Here is a 20,843-nt window from a genome sequence, read left to right on the forward strand (position 1 = left end):
AAAGCGGCTCTATCTTCAAGGGGTATGGATCATGTCAACTATAATAATTGTACTGCTAGTCGTTGTACTGGTTGTTGCAGTCGTTTTAAAAAAACGGGGTGACAATCAAGGCAATACAGCATCCAAAAAAGGTGCTAGCAAGACAGCTAAAACAGCAGCTACAAAAAAAGTTTCACGTACGACACTGGCACGTGAAGAACAGGAAGCCGCCCCACAATCCACGAGCCCAATTCCAGACAGTCTCCGCCAGAAACTTGAACAGCAAATTCAAAGTGGCAACTACCAGACTGCTGAGGCACAGATCAATCAGGCCTTAAAACAGGATAATACCCAGCATGAGCTGTACCTGTTCCTGCTTGATATTCATTTGGCACAAAAAGATGATTTTGCCGCTGATCAGTTGATCAAGCATGTCCATGCCTTAAAACTAGAAGAGATTGCGCAAGCCGCTGAAGCAAAACACCGTGAGTATGAAAGAAACAGACAGCCTGACTCAATTGAGTTTAGCCCAAGTAATTTTCAACAACCGCATACACCTGCTGCAAGCCCTGTTCAGAACAATACCGCTGATTTTGATGCACTGGTTCAAACCCCAGCAACACAGTCTTTTGATGATTTACAGTCTGAATACACCACACCCGTTGAACAGGAAAAACCTGCTGAACAAGCTCCCGAAGTTCAACCCCTGGATTTCAACTTTTCTTTTGAACAGAAAGAAAGTGCTGAGCCTAGTCCTGTAGCTGAACCCGTTGAGACAAAAGAACAACAGCAGCCACTTGAATTCTCATTCAATTTAGAACCAAACACCACTTCTTCAGCAGTTGAAGAAACAAAAACTGTAGAGAGCAAGCCAGAATTAAACTTTGACTTATCCAGTCTGGAAGTCGGCTCAAACCAGACTGAAACCAAATCAGAGGATATTCCAGCTCCAAGCCTGGATTTTAATTTTGAACCATCTGAGAAGAAACCAGAGACGCCACCTGCGGCTGAAAAAACCGAGTTCACCTTTGATGTTACAGAGACAGTTACCCAGACTGAACCTAAAACAGCATTTATTGAACCAGCACCGCAAGCACCCGCAACTGGCAATGATCCCTTGGCCCAATCATTCCCTGATCTGCAACAGCTTGATGAAGCACAGCTTAACCTTGAACTGGCTGAACAATATATTGAGCTCGGTGCCTATGAGTCAGCACGGGAACTGTTAAAGAGCAGCCAAGCTCTTCTAAATGCGGAGCAACAACAACGTTCAGAAAAGTTACTTAATAAAATAGCTTCCTGAATTTGACCCGTCTAATATAAGCAGTCTTATAGACTGCTTTTTTTATACCAAAAATTCTGATTATGCAAAAAATCGCTTTGATTTATATGGGTGGTACATTTGGCTGTATTGGCGAACCACTTATGCCAATGCCCGAACAAGCCTTTTTACCGTTGCTGGAAAAGATTATCCCCCCCCATTTACAGGTTCAATGTTTCGCAGCTCCCAGCATTAAGGACAGTAGCGCATGCACGGCAATGGACTGGCTGCAACTGATACAACAGGTTCAGCAGTTACAGCACAACAATTACCAGCATTTCGTGATTATTCACGGTACAGACACACTGAGTTATGCTGCGGCAACACTTGCCCGTTTTCTGGGACATTCATGCCACGCAATCATTACTGGAAGCCAGTATCCGCTACTGAATATTGAGGGAAATGACACACGGGAATTCACCGATGCGCTTGGAAACCTGTATCTGACACTGGAACAGGTGCTAAAACTCCCTGCGGGTATATATCTTGCTTTCCACCAACAGGTTTTTCATGCCCAAACCACATTGAAAGTACACACAACCGAACTGGATGCCTTTACAGGAATCCCTGCTACCCAGGAATGCCTGACATCTGCCAATCATTTTATTGTACAGGATGAACACATTACACAGGCTGCACAACTGTGTGTGCTTAACCTCATGCTACAGCCAATACCGCAACAGCAACTGATCTTACAACTCAAAAACATTCTGGCTGCACCCCCACAGTTTTTGGTGCTGCAAGGTTTTGGAACAGGCAATATCGCTGTCAACGATGAGATTTTGGCCTTGTTTGAAGATCTCTATCATCAAAAGTGCCTGACCATTGTCAGCAGTCAAGTTACCTTTGGCCAGCTTGACCAGCGTTATGCAGTCAGCTCATGGATTCAGTCTGTCAAGGTTTTAATCAATGATTGCCAAAGTCATGCCGATTTATATGCAAAAACATTGCAAATGTATTTAAAATACCCGACCCATGATCAATGCTTTGAACATTGGAATCATTATTAACAGAGGTTTAAATATGCAACGTTATGCAATTGGTATTGAATTTTGTGGTACTCAATATCGTGGCTGGCAAACCCAACAGGCAGGCGTTGCAAGTGTTCAGGAAACCATTGAGAAAGTTCTCAGTAAAATTGCCAATGCACCTATCCTATTACATGGGGCAGGCCGTACCGATGCAGGCGTACATGCCACCAATATGGTTGCCCATTTTGACACTGAAGCAGTTCGCCCTGACCATGGATGGCTGATGGGTGCGAACAGCCAGCTTCCAAAGGATATTTCAATTCAGTGGATCAAGTGCATGGATGAAAGTTTCCATGCACGTTTCAAGGCGACTGCACGTCGTTATCGCTATGTCGTGTATAACGGCCCTCACCGCCCCGCGTTACTGCATAAACAGGTTACGCATATCTATTATGCGCTAAATGCAGAGAAAATGATTGCGGCAGCGGCCAAATTTGAAGGCACTCATAATTTTGAGTCGTTCCGTGCAGCGGCCTGCCAGTCAAACCAGCCTGTACGCCATGTAAAGCATTGTCGTCTATTTGAACATGGTCGTTATTTAGTTCTTGATATTCAGGCAGACGGTTTCCTACACCATATGGTACGAAATATCATGGGGTGTTTACTGGAGATTGGACAGGGCCTGTATGAGATTGAGCATATTGACACCATGTTCGCTGCACAGGACCGTAAAGCCGCTGGTATTACCGCCCCACCTGACGGACTCTATTTTATCCAGGCCTATTATCCTGAAGAGTTTGACTTGCCACAGCCACCACTAGGTCCACAGTGGTTAAACCTGCCTGAATAAAAAAGCCCTATCGATAAAAGATAAGGCTTAGTCATTCTAAAAATCTAACGTTGTTTGCGTTTACGGTATTCCACTGGCGTTTCATTGGTCCAGCGCTTAAAGGCACGGTAAAACGTACTTGGTTCGGAGAACCCTGTTAAATAAACGATACGTTCCACACTTTCATTGGTGTTCGCCAGCAGCTTCTTCGCTAAACGACAGCGATAGTCAGAAAGAATCTGCTGAAAGCTGGTATTAGCTTCACTCAACTGGGTACGTAAACGGCGTGGCGTAATATTCAGCTGTGCTGCAACAGTTTCCAGTGTCGTTTCTCCACTTTCCAGTGTCGAACCGATGGCACGGCGTACCTCGCCCACTAAATCATATCGGGCCAGTTCCTGCAACTTTTCAATTGCAAGCTGCTCATGCAGTTGCAGCAATTCAGGTTCAGCTTGCCATAATGGATAATCAAGTACCGCATCATCAAAATAAAGGCGGGTTTCTTTTTGACCCAGACTGACAGGGCAGCCATACACCCGAAAATATTCATCATCATCCGCACCTTCATTGAAGTTGAAGTCAATGTAGATTGGCTGAAACTGCCCTTCGGTGATGAATTTAAAGAAGCGAAGAATGCCCGACATCGCACATTCAGAAAAATGACGGTTTACAAATTGGTCAGACCAGTACTGCTCACCATTGCTTAGGTAACAGCGACCATCTGCAATCACCAGTTTGGCATCAAAGGCATCACTGATCAGGCGCTGATAGGCCAAGGCACGTTTCAGGCCTTCTCCAAAAGTTTCACTACTGATAAATAGATGTTCAATCACCTGCCCACGATAAAGCGGTAAATGCTCCCCCAAATGCAAACCAATGTCTGGGTCATTGCTCACGTCCTGTGCCGCAATCCAGAATGCGTTCTGCGCACTTAATGGTGTTCTGGCATTTGTATCAACCTGATTGAGTGCGACACCTGCCTTTGTTAAAATCTCTTCAGTTGGTAATCCAGCTTTACGAATCGCCTGATAACCAAAGCGCAATACAACCGATGCATCTGTTAACTGACCCACGCAGTGCCCTTCCCTGTAGATACTTTATTGTGACAATAACACTAAATTTAGATTAACGTTGATTGACCAAACTGACAACACTATTCTGCTTCTTTTGTTAAAAAAAATCGTCGATTGTCTGACAGTTTTTCCAAATGATTACTCAAAGCTTTGCAGCGACTTCATCTTGTAAAATTTAAATAAATTGACTATAATTTGCGCCTTTCCAATTTGATCATCAGGTAGGCTATGGCCAATAAAGAGGAACTCATTGAGTTCGAAGGCGTTGTCACCGAAACGCTTCCTAATACGATGTTCCGTGTGCGTCTAGAAAACGGTCACGAAGTTATTGCTCACATTTCTGGTAAAATGCGTAAACACTATATCCGTATTTTAACAGGCGACAGCGTAAAAGTTGAAATGACACCTTATGACTTAACCAAGGGTCGTATCACTTACCGTGCACGCTAAGAATTAGTGAATGCAAAAAAGCCACATCAATATGTGGCTTTTTTTATGTGCATAAACAAGGGATTATTCACTTAAACGTGTGGTTTTACATCCCACGGTTTGGCACTCACGAAGACGTTCCAGCAACCAGTGATTGCGTTCCTGCGTTGTGGTCAGGCGGCATTGCACATCAACACTGTTCTGCTGTGAATCTGTACAGCTTGCGTCCCGATGACGTATCCATGCGAGCTGTGCCTTTTTTAGAATCTTTTGTTGTGTCTCATTGAGCTGCTGGCGTAACTGCTGATAATTCTTGTTTAAGTCAGCATCGGCACTCGCATAAATTTTATTGGTACAGTAAATATCATCATAAGTGTTACGTGCCTTGTCGCAATTATCTGCATAACTCAATGTGGCGAAAGCACCACACATTAACCCTAAAATTATCTTGCGCATCAAGTTTTTCCCAATCGCTTAATTATGCGGCATATCTAAGCATATTTTGCGTCAATTGAACATTACTTTACAAACAGATAGGTATGTATATTGTGATTGGTTCACACAAATGGACTCGACAAGATGCACCCTTTGGCTTTGAATAAAAAAAGATCAATACGATAAAGGAACGTCATAATGATAAATTCAAGGTCCCTATTCTTTTGTTCAGTCATTGGACTGTCAGCATGTATGACCTCTCCGCAGCGAACCACCAGTCTCCCCGACTATCTACAACCTTACATTGGCCAGTCTGCAAGCAGTATCCAGCAGCAGCTCGACCTAAGACCTTTAGGACTGCAAACCCTGGCCCAGCCCAAAAACCAGAACAACCAGCTTGTTTATACGGTGATCCGTCCTGTACGTATTCCCATTCCAATTGCCCAGTCCGCCGAGATGGGTGCCCAGAACATTCCCATTCAAAGCATGGGCAATGCAGGCAGTGCCTATGACCTCAACCTGCAATGCAAAATTATTTTTGAGCTGGATCAGCAACAGATTGCCCGCTCCATCCGCTATGAAGGCAAAGCCTGTTAATTTTTTATGTTATAAAAAAACGCAGCGATTGCTGCGTTTTTGGGATGCCTAAGTTGCTTAGCCTAAAACCGCAACCACAGCTTCACCCATTGCATCCGTACCGACCTTGGTCATTCCCTCAGCCATAATGTCCGCTGTGCGTAGGCCTTGGTCAAGCACCTGGCCTACCGCATCCTCAATGGCCTGTGCAGCAATTTCCTCACGGAATGTATAGCGCAGCATCATTGCTACAGAAAGAATGGTTGCCAGTGGGTTTGCCACATTCTGGCCCGCAATATCAGGTGCTGAACCATGACAAGGCTCATACATGCCCTTACCATTTTCATCCAGTGAGGCAGATGGCAACATGCCAATTGAACCTGTCAGCATTGCCGCCTCATCAGACAAGATATCACCAAACAGGTTGCCTGTTACAATCACGTCAAACTGTTTTGGCGCACGCACCAACTGCATGGCCGCATTGTCAACATACATATGTGACAACTGGATATCTGGATATTGTGCCTGCTGCAAGTCAGTTACGGTTTGCTTCCACAATTCAGTCACTTCAAGGACATTTGCCTTGTCAACTGAACACACCTTGCCACCACGCAGACCAGCAAGCTCAAACGCCACCTTGGCAATACGCTTGATCTCACTTTCTGAATAAACATCAGTGTTATAGCCCTGCTTTTCACCATTTTCCAGTTCACGGATACCACGTGGCTGACCGAAGTAGATACCACCTGTAAGCTCACGTACAATCAGGATATCCAGACCAGCAACAATTTCTGGCTTCAGGCTTGAAGCACCTGCCAATTGCGGATAAAGGATTGCAGGACGCAGGTTGGCAAACAGGTTCAGTTCGCTGCGGATTTTTAACAGGCCACGCTCTGGACGGATTGAACGCTCAATCGTATCCCATTTAGGCCCACCAACCGCGCCCAACAAGATTGCATCGGCTTTTTTCGCCTGCTCACTGGTGACAGCAGGGTAAGGTTCACCATGTGCATCAATCGCAGAACCACCCAACAGACCATGTTCCCATGTCAAACCTAAATTAAATTTTTCATTGACCTTGATCAGGACTTTCTCAGCAGCGCCCACAATTTCAGGACCAATCCCATCACCTGCCAAAATTAAAATATGTTTAGACATCTATTTTTCCAGTTTCATTAGTGCAGTTTTAAACTGCAAGTCATTAAATCTTTTTCTCAACAAACTCGCCCAGTCCTGTCACCACATCATATGGGCGACAGAAGCGGCGAATGGTATGCTGCTCTTGCTGTAAATCCACACATAAGGGTTCAGGTGCAGACACATTCAACAAACTACCTGAGCGTTTTGCCCTGTCCCGATACATTTTAAAGGTGTAGCGCTGATGCGGCTTGAACTCATGAATCACATGGAACATCTCAGCGCGGTCTGGAGAAATTGGATAGAAACGAATCACAACCTCATATTGCTTGGCAGGTATACTTAAATAGACCTGCTGTTTTCGGCTGAAAACCGAACCATCCAGACGGATGATGCCGTGTTCCATTGCCTGTTGACTGATACGATGGGATTTCGCATCCATCACAACAATGTCATTGATTCGCTCAAACTCACAATTCTCAGTCCCTGAACAATATAAAGTTGCATTATTCGCTTTATTTTCCAATGTGGTCTGTGCAATTCGAACCTGATCAACAACAGTCGGCGCGTTTTGGCATGCCGTTAACGTTGTCGCAAGACCTAAACACAGCAAAATACTGTAAGCGAGTCTTCTTTTCATTATTCAAGCCCAGTCCTCATAACATGCAAGCAAATATTATTCGCTAGCATGTTAGCAAGAGTTCAATGTCTGCGCTATGACTATCTTTAAAATGTCCCCAGACATTAAAGTATCTCCAGTCAACAAAAGCCTAGGCCTTTATTTCCTGAAACACCCAGGGACGCGCCTGTTTGGCTTTTTCTTCATAAGCACGGATGTCATCCGCAACTTGCAAGGTTAAGCCAATATCATCCAAGCCATTGATTAAACAATGTTTACGGAATGGATCAATCTCAAATTTAAATGCCTCACCTGTTGGAGTGCGCACTTCCTGCGCCTCTAAATCGATGGTCAGTTGATAACCCTCTGTCTCGGCACATTCCTTGAACAACTGGTCAACGATCTCTTCAGACAGGATCACAGGCAACATGCCATTCTTGAAGCAGTTATTAAAGAAAATATCGGCAAAGCTTGGCGCGATCACGGTACGGAAACCATATTCATTCAATGCCCAAGGCGCATGCTCACGGCTTGAACCACAACCAAAATTGGTACGTGCCAAAAGAATGCTTGAACCCTGATAGCGAGGCTTATTTAATACAAAATCGGGATTAATTGGACGCTTGCTAATGTCCTGCCCTAAATAGCCTTCATCCAAATAACGCAATTCATCAAATAAGTTATCACCAAAACCAGTCCGCTTAATTGACTTTAAAAACTGCTTTGGAATGATTAAGTCGGTATCGACATTGGCACGGTCTAAAGGTGCAACAATACCTTGTTCTACAGTATATTTTTTCACGATCCTGCTCCCTTAGAATGAACGAACATCAACAAAGTGACCTGCGATTGCCGCCGCTGCCGCCATTGCTGGACTGACCAAATGGGTACGTCCTCCATTGCCCTGACGACCTTCAAAGTTACGGTTTGAAGTCGATGCACAATGTTCACCTGGCTGCAATTTATCTGCATTCATTGCCAAACACATGGAGCAACCTGGTTCACGCCATTCAAAACCTGCCTCCAAGAAAACCTGATCCAAGCCTTCCTGTTCAGCCTGCTGTTTCACCAAACCAGAACCAGGAACAATCATCGCCTGTTTAATGCTTGAAGCGACTTTACGGCCTTTCACAACTTCGGCCGCAGCACGGATATCTTCTATACGTGAATTTGTGCACGAACCAATAAATACACGGTCTAATTGAATATCAGCCAATGCCTGACCTGCGGTTAAACCCATATATTGATAAGCACGCGTCCAGTCATTACGTTGTACATCATCTTTGGCCTGTTCTAAAGTTGGCACCGCCTGTGAAACAGGAATTACCATTTCTGGTGAGGTTCCCCAAGATACTTGCGGCTCAATTTCTGCGCCATTTAACACGACTACAGCATCAAATACTGCATCTTCATCCGAATGCAAGGTATTCCAGTATTCTACTGCCTGATCCCACTGCTCGCCTTTTGGTGCATAATTACGGTCTTTCACGTACTCAATGGTTTTGTCATCGACAGCAACCATACCAACACGGGCACCCGCCTCAATCGCCATGTTACATACCGTCATACGCCCTTCGATTGACATATCACGGAACACTTGCCCACCAAACTCGATTGCGTAGCCTGTACCACCAGCAGTACCAATTTTGCCAATAATCGCCAAAACCACATCTTTTGAGGTAACGCCTTTACCTAATACGCCATCGACACGCACCAGCATATTCTTCGATTTTTTCTGTACCAAACATTGCGTTGCCAAGACATGCTCAACTTCGGATGTTCCAATACCATGTGCTAAACAGCCAAAAGCACCATGTGTTGCAGTATGTGAATCACCACATACCACCGTCATGCCTGGCAATGTTAAACCCTGCTCTGGTCCCACCACGTGCGCGATGCCCTGACGGATGTCATTGATACCAAACTCAGTGATGTTAAAGGTCTTGCAGTTGTCATCCAAAGTCTGAACCTGAATGCGGGAGGTATCATCCTCAATCCCAGCAATACCCTGTTCACGTTCCTTTTTCGAGGTTGGCACGTTATGGTCAGGGGTTGCAACGTTGGCACTTAAACGCCACGGCTGACGGTTAGCAAGTTGCAAGCCTTCAAATGCCTGTGGGCTGGTCACTTCATGTAATAAATGACGATCAATGTAAATTAAGCTTGAACCATCATCACGCTGCTTAACTAAATGGTCATCCCATAATTTGTCATACAATGTTTTGCCTGCCATGTCATCGCTCTCCATCGTGCTTGTCATAGGACTGGGTAATTAAATCTTGAGTTGATTATAGCAATCGTTTTACATAAATCTAATTTATCATTTTTATAAATTAATAAACTTTTTGGAATACATAAAACTATTTTAAAAATCTAGCTATCAACTTCTTAAAAAAGCCATTAAACAAGTTAACCAAATAGAAGAGGTTAAATTTAATTAGAATGAATTATTCAACATATACATCAGAGAGTTTAAACTCTGGATAAACCTCTAACAATTTAAAGCAGTCATGGATGCCATGACAGTATTTACCCTTTAAATAAACCTCAGCATAGGAATGCTCAAATCTGAATTTTCCATGTCTAAAATAGAAAATTCTTTTCAAAGCGATCGTATTTTGAGAAAAACCTATATCACGTAATAATTCCTTATCAGCACGAACCAATCCCCAAAATAAAGGGATACATAACAATTGAATAATAAAATATAGGATCAAAAATAGCTTAGCTAAAAGCATGGCCAAAGTAATGGCGACTGGAGAACCTCCAAAAAGCAAACTAAGAGAGATGACTATGCTTAACCATATTAATATTGGCAAAATAACAGCTATGTCTAATAAAGCGTATTTGAATCCATACCCCATCCAAGCTGGAATATGAAGAATTGCTGTCTTTAAGTTTAATAATGCATCGATATGATGTCTTAAAGAAACATCATCATAAGCATAAGTTACAACCCGAACAAAACTTCCCTCTTCAAAAAACAACTCCTGAAAATTTCCCTGAAGAAGATATCCATTTATCTTGCAAGTAAACTTCTTACTCCGTACATAACGTGCACGATAACTCGTCATATCCAGTCTTAAGTGACTTGGCTGGATTGATAAATCTTCAACAATCCCCTCTAAGGTTATAATATTTTCCATATAACTATTTTATTTACAAAAAATAAGCATCTTTATCCCCTGCTTTTCATTTTATGTCAGCGATTGCTTTATTCAATGTGGTTTATCACAAATTTCTTTTTTACATTTCATTCGATAATGATTATTATTTACAAATGTAAAAACTTCTAAGGAAATCCCCATGACTCGAATTAAAAAATTTGTACACAACAATCGCCGAACTTTTAAAAAAACTTTAAGTTATTATGTTGTGCATATCAGTGTTGCCATGATGGTTGCCTATGTGATTACAGGAAACTTTTGGATCGCCGCAACCTTAAGTCTACTTGAGCCTACTGTTCAGGCATTTGCTTTTTTCTTTCATGAAAAAGTCTGGAATCACTTTGAAGTTAAATAACACACATTAAACGATTTTAAAATTTCCTTGGATCATCCGATATGAATCTTGCTGCTTTTGAAGCATTTGTCAAAGTAATGGAAACAGGTTCAATCTCGATTGCAGCAGAACAACTTTTTATTACCCAGCCTGCCGTCACTAAACGTATTCATGGTCTGGAAGAATATTTTGGTGTCAAACTATTTGAATCTGCGGGACGAGGGATTCAGCCGACCCATGCGGCGCATTCCCTTTTACCCAAAGTGAGAACCTGGCTGAATGAGCTTGGGGAAATTCACCATACGCTGAGCCATGAACAATCACAGGTACAGGGCCGTTTAAAGATTGGCACCAGTCATCACATTGGCCTACACCACCTTGCTGAACCCCTAAAGAGTTTTGTACAGCAATTTCCACAAGTGACTTTAGATGTGCATTTTGTTGATTCTGAACAGGCACATGAGCAGGTTCTGGCAGGTGAACTGGAGCTGGCATTTTTAACTCTTCCCCCTGTCGGGGATGATCGCCTCAACTATGTCACCATCTGGAATGATCCTCTGGTTTTTGTAACCTCTCCTTTTCATCCTTTGGCCCAGCAAACAGAACTGAGTCTGGAAAACCTGATTGCTTATCCAAGCCTGCTTCCCGCCTCACATACCTATACCAGCCAGATCACGCTGGCGGAATTTGAAAAGAAAGGGCTAAAACCGAAAATCACCATGAGCAACAATCCCTTGGAATCCATACGGATGTTGGTCTCAATTGGTTTGGGTTGGTCAGTTCTACCAAAAACCTTGCTCAATCAGGATTTAAAACAACTGGATTTAAAACTGAATATGAACCGTCAACTGGGCATGGTCTGGCATCCTGCACGTATCCAGTCCAAGGCTGCCCAGGAACTGATCAACATGATGCTGTTTGTTTAGCTTTCAATCCCCACCACAGCTACTGCAACTACTGCCACAACTAGAGGAAGAGGACTGATCCTGTAAATATTTAGCGTAGCCCTTGGTCATTTGTTCCAATTCAAAATACTGTCCACTATTCCAGTTTAACGCCTGATCAATGGCAAATAGTCTCGGCATTTGTGTGGTATTTCTTGGATGATCACCATGCAACATACAGCTATAAAGCCACGCCTCAAAGAGTTGCCTATCTTGTTCTTCCGCTTTTATATTTTGATCATAAGGCTGATGGTTTAGCGTTCGCCCAAGCGTCTGCTGGCAGAGTTGCTGATATTGCTGTGGAAATCCCAGCATGACATGCCATAGGGCATCAACCGCATGTGAGGGCATGGCATAGGCTTGCTGTTGCATGGCATGAAGTGCCAAATAATCCTTAAAACCAAATTCGATCAGGCACCGTTGCTTTAGACCCAGTTCAGGATATTGATTTCGGAATTGATTCCAGAAAATTGCATCAATTTTTAGCTCATCTATTTTCTGCAATTTTTTACGGCGGGTTCGGGCAATCAAGGCATTATTACCCACAATAATGGTCCAGATAAAAGGAATGAGCACCCATCCAGTAAAGAACTGTTGTTGCCATGCATACATCAACAGCAAAATAATGAGGGGTAACAAGATCCAGCGTATTTTTATATGGGGTTGATGACGTTTTAACTGGATGAGTGCATCAACCGTGGTGGAAGTATTTTCTTCCCGATTTATTTTTATTTTCATGCTTAAATCTTAAGAAGAAAAGATGACAGCAATATGACAAAAACTATCTCAAAGAGTAAAACCTGTCAGTTCTGAAAAACAACTAATTTGCGCTCACAAAGTATTTTTTTGCTGATCGGTGTTTTATTTTTTCAGATATTTTTTAGCTATAAAATAGACCAACATTCCAAAAGGTAAAATCAGAAATAACGCGCCTACGCCAAAAGCGACATAGGCGAAATAAATATTTCCAATCAGGAAACAGATGCCCAACAGTACAAGCTGAACAATAAACTCCCCCACAAAGTTCAACAAAAAAATTCTGCCCTGTTTGTGGTTGTTCTTTCATTCCAATATTATCTGGTATTTCATCAGTAATATCTTTTTGATGATCTAACATTAAAAATATCCAAATTTCCCAAGTTAAATCGACCAGTCCTGAATTTCCCAGCCCTGTTCCTGCGCCAGCTTCTCCAAACGGTCATCAGGATTGACTGCAATGGCATGGGTGGCATATTCAAGTAGGAAACGGTCATTAATCGAGTCTGAATAGGCCCACGATTCCTCAACCGTCCGACCATCTAACCATTGGTCCAGACGTGCCAGCTTGCCTTTCTGATAGCATGGCAAGCCTGTTACCTTACCCGTATATTTACCCTCAAGCACCTCAGCATTGGTGGCAATAATTTCAGTAATGCCAAATTCACGGAAAATTGGTGCGGTAATAAAATCACTGGTTGCGGTAATCCCGACAATGGCATGTCCCAAATCCTGATGTTTCTTAATGGCCTCAAAACCTTTGGGACGCATTTGTGGACGAATCACCTTTTGCATAAACAACTGATGCAATTCGATTAAATAGGCATTGTCATGTTTGGTCAGAAATTCAAATACAAATTCATTATAGGCAATCGGATCGAGTTGCCCCGCCTTGTAGTCTTCATAGAACTTGTCATTCATTTGACGATGATGAACTGGATCAACCAAGGCCTCATTGACCAGAAACTCACCCCATGAATGGTCAGAGTCGGTATTTAACAGGGTATGATCTAAATCAAACAAAGCCAATTTCATATAAATACTCATTTAAATGCAAATTAAAGAAAAAAAACGTAAATCTATTTCCGTAAGTCACTAAAAATTCGTTAAGATCATAGCAATTTAAACATTTTACTTTGACCTTTTTCGAGTTGGACGTGAAGAGTGACTGTCCCCGAGATCAAAGTCAACGATATAGACAAAATTTAGGTAGCCAAATGATCGACTCAGAAGGTTTCCGACCCAACGTCGGGATCATTTTGGCAAACGATGATGGACAAGTCTTATGGGCAAAGCGCATTGGTCACAATGCCTGGCAATTTCCACAAGGAGGTATCCAGTTTGGAGAAACCCCTGAACAGGCACTTTATCGTGAACTGAGAGAAGAAGTCGGCTTATTGCCCGAACACGTCCAGATTATAGCGCAAACTAAAGGTTGGCTGCGTTATCGTTTGCCACATCGGTACATTCGGTCAGATTCAGATCCCGTATGTATTGGACAAAAGCAAAAATGGTTTTTACTGAGGTTGACGGCATCGCCGCACCATATCCAGCTAAACCTGTCAGACCCACCCGAATTTGATCAATGGCAATGGGTGAGTTACTGGTATCCATTGGGTCAGGTGGTCAACTTCAAGCGTGATGTTTACCGCAAGGCCATGATGGAGTTGTGTTTACAGTTACCTCAGCGTTAATTGTCGAAAAATCATCATATTAAGCAATGATTTTTAACGATATAGCTGTTATAAATAGGCACATAACAATTCAATAAACTGGAGCAGGCATCCATGTCAAACATGCAACTCGACACCCTTAGACGCATTGTGCAGGAAATCAATGCGTCCGTCAGTTTGCATGATTCCCTCGACATTATGGTCAACCATGTGGCTGAGGCCATGCATGTCGATGTCTGCTCGATTTATTTGCTGGATGAACGCAACAAGCGTTATGTGCTGATGGCCTCCAAGGGCCTAAAGCCTGAGGCGGTTGGACACGTTTCCTTAAGCGTGGGTGAAGGTCTGGTGGGCCTGGTTGGAAAACGTGAGGAAATTGTCAACCTCGACAATGCCCCAAAACACGAACGTTTTGCCTATTTACCTGAAACAGGTGAAGAGCTGTTTAACTCATTCCTCGGCGTACCTGTCATGTACCGTCGCAAGGTCATGGGCGTTTTGGTAGTCCAGAACAAGGAGTCCCAGGACTTTAGCGAGGCGGCTGAATCGTTCCTTGTCACACTGTGCGCACAGCTTTCTGGCGTTATCGCTCATGCCCATGCGGTTGGAAATATTGATGTTTTCCGCAAACCGAATAGTGGTTCCACCTACAAGACCTTTCAGGGCGTTTCTGGCGCAGGCGGTATTGCATTGGGTCGGGCAATTGTGCTCTACCCGCCCGCCGACCTGACCGCAATTCCAGACCGTGAAGCTGAGGACATCAGTGACGAGCTGGCATTGCTTGATCAGGCCATTGCCTCTGTTCGTAAGGAAATCCAGTCTCTGGATGAAAAAATGCAGGATTCCCTCATGTCAGAGGAACGCGCCTTATTCAGCGTGTTCCTGCGCATGCTGGATGAAAATGCATTACCCAGCGAAATCAAGGACCATATCCGAACAGGTAGCTGGGCTCAGGGTGCCGTGCGCAAAGTCATTGACAAGCATGTGGCGCTGTTTGCGCAAATGGAGGATGACTACCTGCGGGAACGGGTTTCTGACCTCAAGGATTTGGGACGGCGCATTTTGGCTTGCCTACAGGAAGCGGATTCAAGCCATCGTGAACTCAGCCCTGACAGTATCCTGATTGGCGAGGAGATCAGCACTGCGGCGCTGGTTGAACTGCCTGTCGATAATATTGCGGCAATTGTGACCTCTGAAGGTGCCGCCAATTCACATATGGTCATTGTGGCACGTGCCTTGGGAATTCCAACCGTTGTTGGTGTCACCGAATTGCCAATCAACACACTGGATGACATTGAGATGATTGTCGATGCCTATCAGGGGCGTGTCTTTGTCAATCCGCCACGCCGCTTACGTCAGCGTTATAAGGAAGTCCAGAAAGAAGAAGAACAGATCGCCAAAGATTTGAAGCAATACGAAACACGGGATGCCATTACCCCTGACGGGGTGGAAATTCCATTGTTCGTCAACACAGGTTTGATGATTGATGTGGTGCGTGGCGTTCAACGGGGTGCCAAGGGTGTGGGGCTATACCGTAGTGAAATTCCATTCATGCTGCGTGAGCGCTTCCCAGGTGAGGAAGAGCAGCGTGCCATCTATCGTCAACAGCTCAGCCATTTTGCCAACAAGCCTGTGATTATGCGGACGCTGGATATTGGTGCGGACAAAGACCTACCCTACTTTAGCATTGAAGAGGAAAACTCGGCACTGGGCTGGCGCGGTCTGCGCTTTACCCTTGACCATCCAGAAATCTTTTCCGCACAGATTCGCGCCATGCTCAAGGCCAGCATCGGCTTGAATAACCTACATATCCTGCTGCCGATGGTCACCAGTGTCAGCGAGGTGGAGGAAGTTCTCTATTTATTGGAACGTGACTGGATTGCGGTTCAGGAAGAGGAACAGGTGAAGATCACCAAACCTAAAATCGGCATCATGGTCGAGGTTCCAAGTGTCCTGTTCCAGATTGATGAATTTGCAGAGTTGGTGGACTTTTTCTCTGTAGGTTCCAACGACCTGACCCAATACCTGCTTGCGGTTGACCGTAACAACCCGCATGTTGCCAATGTCTATTCACATTTTCATCCGTCTGTGCTGCGGGCTTTGCAAAATCTTGTTCAAGCCTGCCATCAGCACCAAAAGCCGATCAGTGTGTGTGGAGAAATGGCGGGTGACCCTCTGACCGCCATCCTGCTCATGGCAATAGGGTTCAATACACTTTCCATGAGTTCAAGCAACATCCTGCGGGTGAGAAAGGCAATTTGCCATGTCCCAATGGCAGATGCCAAACAGCTGCTGGACAATGTCCTGCAAATGAACAATCCACTGGTCATTAAAAGCTGGCTTGAGCACTACTTTAAAACCCACGGCTTGGCCGATATGGTAAAATCCAATCGTTTGGTCAGTGCCTAAAAATAGCCCAGGGCATCCTTTCAGGCTGCCTTTTACATAACTGCAACAGGTGAAAAACGTCCTGTTTTTTATATATGGGCATACAAGCTGAATTTTTGAGTTGATTATACAATTACCCTTAACGAACCATTCAATTCCGTTTAATTGTTTATTTTAATGGGACTTTTTTCAAATTTTAACAATTTATTGCTCAACAATCCTCATTGCCACATTTAATATTTATACAGCTTTTATCGAATAAAACATTTACGGCATCAGCTTTAATCCATTGGAAAAAAAGCTTTCATCAACCTAAAGTAAAAACACAAAGGATGTTCAATCATCATTGCAAATCCCGTACAGGCATCTGAATTTTGATACCCAGTTTGCACATGAGCTGATTCAAGCATCTATCTTTTAGAACGGTCAAATGGTCGAGATGAGTTTACACAGGTCATCTTGATGGAGAACAAACATGAGCCAAGACGATAAAAAATGTCCTTTTAGCCACTTAACCACAGACTTTGGTGCTCCCGTTGTTGACAACCAGAATAGTTTAACCGCAGGTGCACGGGGACCCTTGCTTGCCCAGGATTTATGGCTAAATGAGAAACTTGCCAACTTTGTCCGTGAGGTGATTCCTGAACGCCGTATGCATGCCAAGGGTTCAGGCGCATTTGGTACTTTCACCGTCACCCATGACATTACCCAATACACCCGCGCCAAGATTTTTAGTGAAATCGGCAAGAAAACCGAGATGTTCGCCCGCTTTACCACCGTTGCAGGTGAACGTGGTGCGGCCGATGCGGAACGGGACATTCGCGGTTTTGCCCTAAAATTCTATACTGAGGAAGGCAACTGGGATATGGTGGGCAACAACACCCCTGTATTCTTCCTGCGTGATCCGCGTAAATTCCCTGACCTGAACAAAGCGGTCAAACGTGACCCGAAAACCAATTTGCGTAGTGCAACCAACAACTGGGATTTTTGGACCCTGCTTCCAGAGGCATTACACCAAGTCACTATCGTAATGTCAGACCGTGGTATTCCTGCCAGCTACCGTCATATGCATGGTTTCAGTAGCCATACCTATAGTTTCATCAATGCGGCCAATGAACGTTTCTGGGTGAAATTTCACTTTAGGACACAGCAGGGCATTAAAAACCTGACCGATGCTGAAGCCGAAAACATCGCAGGGAAAGACCGTGAAAGCCATCAACGTGACCTATTTGATGCGATTGAAAATGGTGACTATCCAAAATGGACGCTTTTTGTTCAGGTTATGCCAGAACAAGATGCTGAGAAAGTGCCATACCATCCATTCGACCTGACCAAGGTTTGGCCGCATGGTGACTATCCATTGATTGAAGTCGGTGAATTTGAACTGAACCGCAACCCTGAAAACTTCTTCCTGGATGTGGAACAGTCAGCCTTTGCCCCAAGCAACCTGGTGCCTGGCATCAGCGCCTCACCAGACCGCATGCTACAGGCACGCCTGTTTAACTATGCCGATGCACAGCGCTACCGTCTGGGTGTGAACTACCAGCAAATTCCAGTCAATGCGGCACGCTGTCCTGTTCACAGCAATCACCGTGATGGTCAGGGCCGTATTGATGCCAACTATGGCGGTTTACCGCACTATGAACCAAACAGCTTTAACCAGTGGCAGGAACAACCCCAATACAGGGAACCCCCATTAAAAATCAATGGTGATGCGGATTTCTGGGATTATCGTGAAGATGACCATGACTATTTCAGCCAGCCTCGCGCCCTGTTTGAACTGATGACACCTGAACAACAGCAGGTCTTGTTTGACAATACTGCCCGTGCAATGGGCGATGCGCTGGACTTCATCAAATATCGCCATATCCGTAACTGCCATGCCTGCCACCCTGCCTATGGTGAAGGAGTTGCAAAAGCACTTGGCATGACCGTTGCCGATGCACAGGCTGCCCGTGAAACTGATCCAGCCCGTCACTTACCAAGCTTTCTTTAATTCCTGAGAATCCTTTAAAAAGCCATCTTCGGATGGCTTTTTACATTGAATTAGGCGACAATTTAGTCAAGCCATGACTAGAAAAACAACCATGCAGCATAAACTAGAGCAACTGATTCAGGCACATCACATTATCCTGTTTGATGCACAATGTGTGCTGTGCTCTGCCTGGGCCAATTTTATGATTAAAAATGACCATCATCATCAATTCAGGCTTGCATCTGTTCAATCCAGTCTGGGGCAACAACTTCTCAGAAAGTATCAATTGCCCACCGATCATTTTGAAACCATGGTACTGCTTGAAAAGGGCCAGCTTTATACCGAATCAACCGCTTTTTTACGCATTATTCAACGTCTGGACAACCCTTATGCCCTACTGAGATATGCTGGAGTGATTCCGAAAGCAATCCGCGACTTTGCCTATCGCCGCATTGCCTTAAACCGTTACCGTCTTTTTGGTAAAACCGACCACTGCTATATGGTCACACCTGAGGTTCAGCAACACTTTTTGTTGGATGATGTACTTCAATGAAAAGCCCGATTGAAACGATTCAACACATTTTAAAGTTTTGCCAGTTGATGATCGCACTACTCTGGATTTATCAGGGCCTGATTCCCAAACTGTTTTTTCAGGCCGCTGGTGAGCAATACGTTTGGCAACAGTTATATGTACCCACCATTTATATTCCCTGGATGATTTCCCTGTCAGGCATCGCCGAGATTATTTTTGGTGGCCTATTTTTATGGATAACCCATCAGTATCTGCATTGGCTCAGCATCTTCAGTTTGACTGGATTATTGGTTCTTATTTTGTTTATCTATCCAGAGCAAACCTATCAGGCATTCAATCCTGTGGTGATGAATGTTGGACTTGCGAGCCTTTCCATCATTGCCTTATGCTGTATCAGGACGCTACAGCAAGCTAGGCCCGAATAAAGTGCCCCTCGCGGATACAGTAAAAAGGGTTCACCAGTTTTGAAGAGGATTTCATGGCCTGCATCAGTTCATGTTCTGGTGCATCACGGTCTTCATCGGTAAGTTGGAAAGTGCGATAGTGAATCGCCAGTGAACGGTGCGCATGCAGGTCCAGATGCGCATGAAAGGCATCCTGTGGATTCATATGCACATAACGCATCAACTGACGTGGCTCATAGGCGCCAATCGGCAGCAATGCAATTCTTGCAGCCCCATAGCGTTCATAAATTTTCTTGAAATGACCTGCATACCCCGTATCACCCGCGAAAAAACAGTGACCCGTTCTCGCCAATAGTGAAAATCCGCCCCACAACGCCCTGTTCTGGTCCCTGACACCACGTCCTGATGCATGCTGCGCTGGGGTATAGGCGATCTTTAACTCATCATGAAAGGGGATTTCCTGCCACCAGTCCATTTCAATGACATGCAGGTGCTTCGGCAGATAATGGCCATTGCCCAAACCTGTATAAATCGGCATTTCAAATTTATGGTGCAGCCAGTCCAGGGTAGCCAAATCCATGTGGTCATAGTGGTTATGGCTTAACAACACCGCATGGATGGTTGGAAGATGCTCCAGTGCAATGCCCGCTGGGCAAACCCGTCTGGGTCCCCGTCCCTGCTTTGGGCTGACATATTCACACCAGACTGGATCGGTTAAAAAATTATAGGGACCGATCTGGATCAAAATAGTGGCATGTCCCACAAACCAAATCTGCCAGTCATTCAGGTCGGCATGCGGGCGGTTTTGCGGCAACTCAAGCATCTGGTTACGCAGATTAGACTCATGGCTACGGTCAACATTCCAGGTAAAGGATTTACGTGTTGTCAGCCATTTTAGCAGCCCCTTACGGTCAAACGGTGTCAACGGTTTGTCCAGGTTGTAGAAACGGTCAATTCCACAGTGGTCAGAGGCCTCGTGTGGAAAAGGAGGTTTCCCCCAGGTATGGCTCAAGCAAGATTGTGTCGGCAATTGGTAGGTTAATGTCGGCTTATCTTTCATGTACTTCTTCTGTGGTGGAACCTGATCGCTCGTGGGGCTGGGTTATATTGGCTTAGGATTATGGCTTATTTTTAAGGCTGTATCTTTTCCAGATCAAGATATGGCTTGGGATGATAACCTGGCCTTGACCTGCCTGATCCTTTAAAAACATGGCTTTCCATAATCGGTTCTTGATCCTAACATAAGGTCATTGAGTTATGCTGATTTTCTCTGGCTGAGTCAACACAATTTTACTGAACTC

Annotated in this window: 23 protein-coding genes; 12 read left to right on the forward strand and 11 right to left on the reverse strand. The window is 44.4% G+C overall.

What is annotated here, in order from left to right; genetic code table 11:
• Positions 1-31: 31 nt before the first annotated feature.
• From N5J47_RS05250 to truA, 3 genes are all read left to right on the forward strand, one after another.
• A complete protein-coding gene (locus N5J47_RS05250; protein ID WP_279959727.1) occupies positions 32-1,282 on the forward strand; it encodes a FimV domain-containing protein in 1,251 nt (416 codons plus the stop codon).
• 62 nt (positions 1,283-1,344) lie between these two features.
• Positions 1,345-2,310 (forward strand): asparaginase domain-containing protein, encoded by a 966-nt coding sequence (locus tag N5J47_RS05255; protein WP_279959728.1) that lies wholly within the window; start codon positions 1,345-1,347, stop codon positions 2,308-2,310.
• 13 nt (positions 2,311-2,323) lie between these two features.
• Entirely contained in the window at positions 2,324-3,121 is a 798-nt protein-coding gene (truA, locus tag N5J47_RS05260; protein ID WP_279959729.1) for a tRNA pseudouridine(38-40) synthase TruA, read from the forward strand.
• A 44-nt stretch (positions 3,122-3,165) separates the two neighbouring features.
• Here truA and N5J47_RS05265 read toward each other — a convergent pair whose 3' ends face one another.
• A complete protein-coding gene (locus tag N5J47_RS05265) occupies positions 3,166-4,173 on the reverse strand; it encodes an AraC family transcriptional regulator (protein WP_267981149.1) in 1,008 nt (335 codons plus the stop codon).
• A 228-nt stretch (positions 4,174-4,401) separates the two neighbouring features.
• Here N5J47_RS05265 and infA point away from each other — a divergent pair, with 228 nt between their 5' ends.
• Positions 4,402-4,623 (forward strand): translation initiation factor IF-1, encoded by a 222-nt coding sequence (infA, locus tag N5J47_RS05270; RefSeq protein WP_001284370.1) that lies wholly within the window; start codon positions 4,402-4,404, stop codon positions 4,621-4,623.
• A gap of 63 nt (positions 4,624-4,686) precedes the next feature.
• On the opposite strand, the gene N5J47_RS05275 is transcribed toward infA, so the two are convergent.
• Positions 4,687-5,058 carry a lysozyme inhibitor LprI family protein gene (locus N5J47_RS05275; protein ID WP_279959730.1) on the reverse strand — a complete coding sequence of 124 codons (372 nt, stop codon included), beginning with the start codon at positions 5,056-5,058 and terminating at the stop codon, positions 4,687-4,689.
• 177 nt (positions 5,059-5,235) lie between these two features.
• On the opposite strand from N5J47_RS05275, the gene N5J47_RS05280 reads away from it, so the two are divergent.
• On the forward strand, positions 5,236-5,634 hold the full coding sequence (locus tag N5J47_RS05280) for a hypothetical protein (RefSeq protein ID WP_347815012.1): 399 nt from the start codon (positions 5,236-5,238) through the stop codon (positions 5,632-5,634).
• A gap of 57 nt (positions 5,635-5,691) precedes the next feature.
• Here N5J47_RS05280 and leuB read toward each other — a convergent pair whose 3' ends face one another.
• From leuB to N5J47_RS05305, 5 genes are all read right to left on the reverse strand, one after another.
• Positions 5,692-6,771 (reverse strand): 3-isopropylmalate dehydrogenase, encoded by a 1,080-nt coding sequence (gene leuB / locus N5J47_RS05285; RefSeq protein WP_279959732.1) that lies wholly within the window; start codon positions 6,769-6,771, stop codon positions 5,692-5,694.
• 43 nt (positions 6,772-6,814) lie between these two features.
• Positions 6,815-7,390, reverse strand: coding sequence for a hypothetical protein (locus N5J47_RS05290; protein ID WP_267981153.1), 576 nt, complete (start codon positions 7,388-7,390; stop codon positions 6,815-6,817).
• Positions 7,391-7,520: 130 nt separating this feature from the next.
• Positions 7,521-8,171: a 3-isopropylmalate dehydratase small subunit gene (gene leuD / locus N5J47_RS05295; protein WP_279959733.1), complete on the reverse strand. Its 651-nt coding sequence runs from the start codon at positions 8,169-8,171 to the stop codon at positions 7,521-7,523.
• A 12-nt stretch (positions 8,172-8,183) separates the two neighbouring features.
• Positions 8,184-9,602, reverse strand: coding sequence for a 3-isopropylmalate dehydratase large subunit (gene leuC, locus N5J47_RS05300; protein WP_279959734.1), 1,419 nt, complete (start codon positions 9,600-9,602; stop codon positions 8,184-8,186).
• Positions 9,603-9,816: 214 nt separating this feature from the next.
• Entirely contained in the window at positions 9,817-10,515 is a 699-nt protein-coding gene (locus tag N5J47_RS05305; protein ID WP_279959735.1) for a hypothetical protein, read from the reverse strand.
• A gap of 160 nt (positions 10,516-10,675) precedes the next feature.
• Between N5J47_RS05305 and N5J47_RS05310 the strand changes: the two genes are divergently transcribed.
• A complete protein-coding gene (locus N5J47_RS05310) occupies positions 10,676-10,891 on the forward strand; it encodes a DUF2061 domain-containing protein (protein ID WP_267981157.1) in 216 nt (71 codons plus the stop codon).
• A gap of 41 nt (positions 10,892-10,932) precedes the next feature.
• Positions 10,933-11,796, forward strand: coding sequence for a LysR family transcriptional regulator (locus tag N5J47_RS05315; protein WP_279959736.1), 864 nt, complete (start codon positions 10,933-10,935; stop codon positions 11,794-11,796).
• A 3-nt stretch (positions 11,797-11,799) separates the two neighbouring features.
• On the opposite strand, the gene N5J47_RS05320 is transcribed toward N5J47_RS05315, so the two are convergent.
• The 3 genes from N5J47_RS05320 to N5J47_RS05330 all read right to left on the reverse strand — a co-directional run bounded on the left by N5J47_RS05320 (position 11,800) and on the right by N5J47_RS05330 (position 13,605).
• Positions 11,800-12,552, reverse strand: a complete 753-nt coding sequence (locus N5J47_RS05320) for a hypothetical protein (RefSeq protein ID WP_279959737.1) — start codon at positions 12,550-12,552, stop codon at positions 11,800-11,802.
• Positions 12,553-12,694: 142 nt separating this feature from the next.
• A complete protein-coding gene (locus N5J47_RS05325; protein WP_279959738.1) occupies positions 12,695-12,931 on the reverse strand; it encodes a hypothetical protein in 237 nt (78 codons plus the stop codon).
• 23 nt (positions 12,932-12,954) lie between these two features.
• Positions 12,955-13,605, reverse strand: a complete 651-nt coding sequence (locus tag N5J47_RS05330) for an HAD-IB family hydrolase (protein WP_279959740.1) — start codon at positions 13,603-13,605, stop codon at positions 12,955-12,957.
• Positions 13,606-13,787: 182 nt separating this feature from the next.
• Here N5J47_RS05330 and N5J47_RS05335 point away from each other — a divergent pair, with 182 nt between their 5' ends.
• The 5 genes from N5J47_RS05335 to N5J47_RS05355 all read left to right on the forward strand — a co-directional run bounded on the left by N5J47_RS05335 (position 13,788) and on the right by N5J47_RS05355 (position 19,563).
• Entirely contained in the window at positions 13,788-14,264 is a 477-nt protein-coding gene (locus N5J47_RS05335; RefSeq protein ID WP_004674529.1) for an RNA pyrophosphohydrolase, read from the forward strand.
• Between the two features lie 93 nt (positions 14,265-14,357).
• The gene (gene ptsP / locus N5J47_RS05340) at positions 14,358-16,652 is read left to right on the forward strand and encodes a phosphoenolpyruvate--protein phosphotransferase (protein WP_279959741.1); all 2,295 of its coding nucleotides are present in this window, start codon (positions 14,358-14,360) and stop codon (positions 16,650-16,652) included.
• A gap of 454 nt (positions 16,653-17,106) precedes the next feature.
• Positions 17,107-18,627, forward strand: coding sequence for a catalase (locus N5J47_RS05345; RefSeq protein ID WP_279959743.1), 1,521 nt, complete (start codon positions 17,107-17,109; stop codon positions 18,625-18,627).
• 91 nt (positions 18,628-18,718) lie between these two features.
• Positions 18,719-19,159, forward strand: a complete 441-nt coding sequence (locus N5J47_RS05350; RefSeq protein ID WP_279959744.1) for a thiol-disulfide oxidoreductase DCC family protein — start codon at positions 18,719-18,721, stop codon at positions 19,157-19,159.
• Positions 19,156-19,563, forward strand: a complete 408-nt coding sequence (locus N5J47_RS05355) for a DoxX-like family protein (RefSeq protein ID WP_279959745.1) — start codon at positions 19,156-19,158, stop codon at positions 19,561-19,563. The genes N5J47_RS05350 and N5J47_RS05355 overlap by 4 nt, the downstream gene beginning before the upstream one ends.
• Here the strand turns inward: N5J47_RS05355 and N5J47_RS05360 are convergent.
• Positions 19,550-20,602 (reverse strand): MBL fold metallo-hydrolase, encoded by a 1,053-nt coding sequence (locus N5J47_RS05360; RefSeq protein WP_279959746.1) that lies wholly within the window; start codon positions 20,600-20,602, stop codon positions 19,550-19,552. The two genes, N5J47_RS05355 and N5J47_RS05360, sit on opposite strands and share 14 nt — an antisense overlap.
• Positions 20,603-20,843: the final 241 nt, after the last annotated feature.

It is taken from the genome of Acinetobacter sp. GD03645 (assembly GCF_029845285.1).
Taxonomy (GTDB): Bacteria; Pseudomonadota; Gammaproteobacteria; order Pseudomonadales; family Moraxellaceae; genus Acinetobacter; species Acinetobacter corruptisaponis.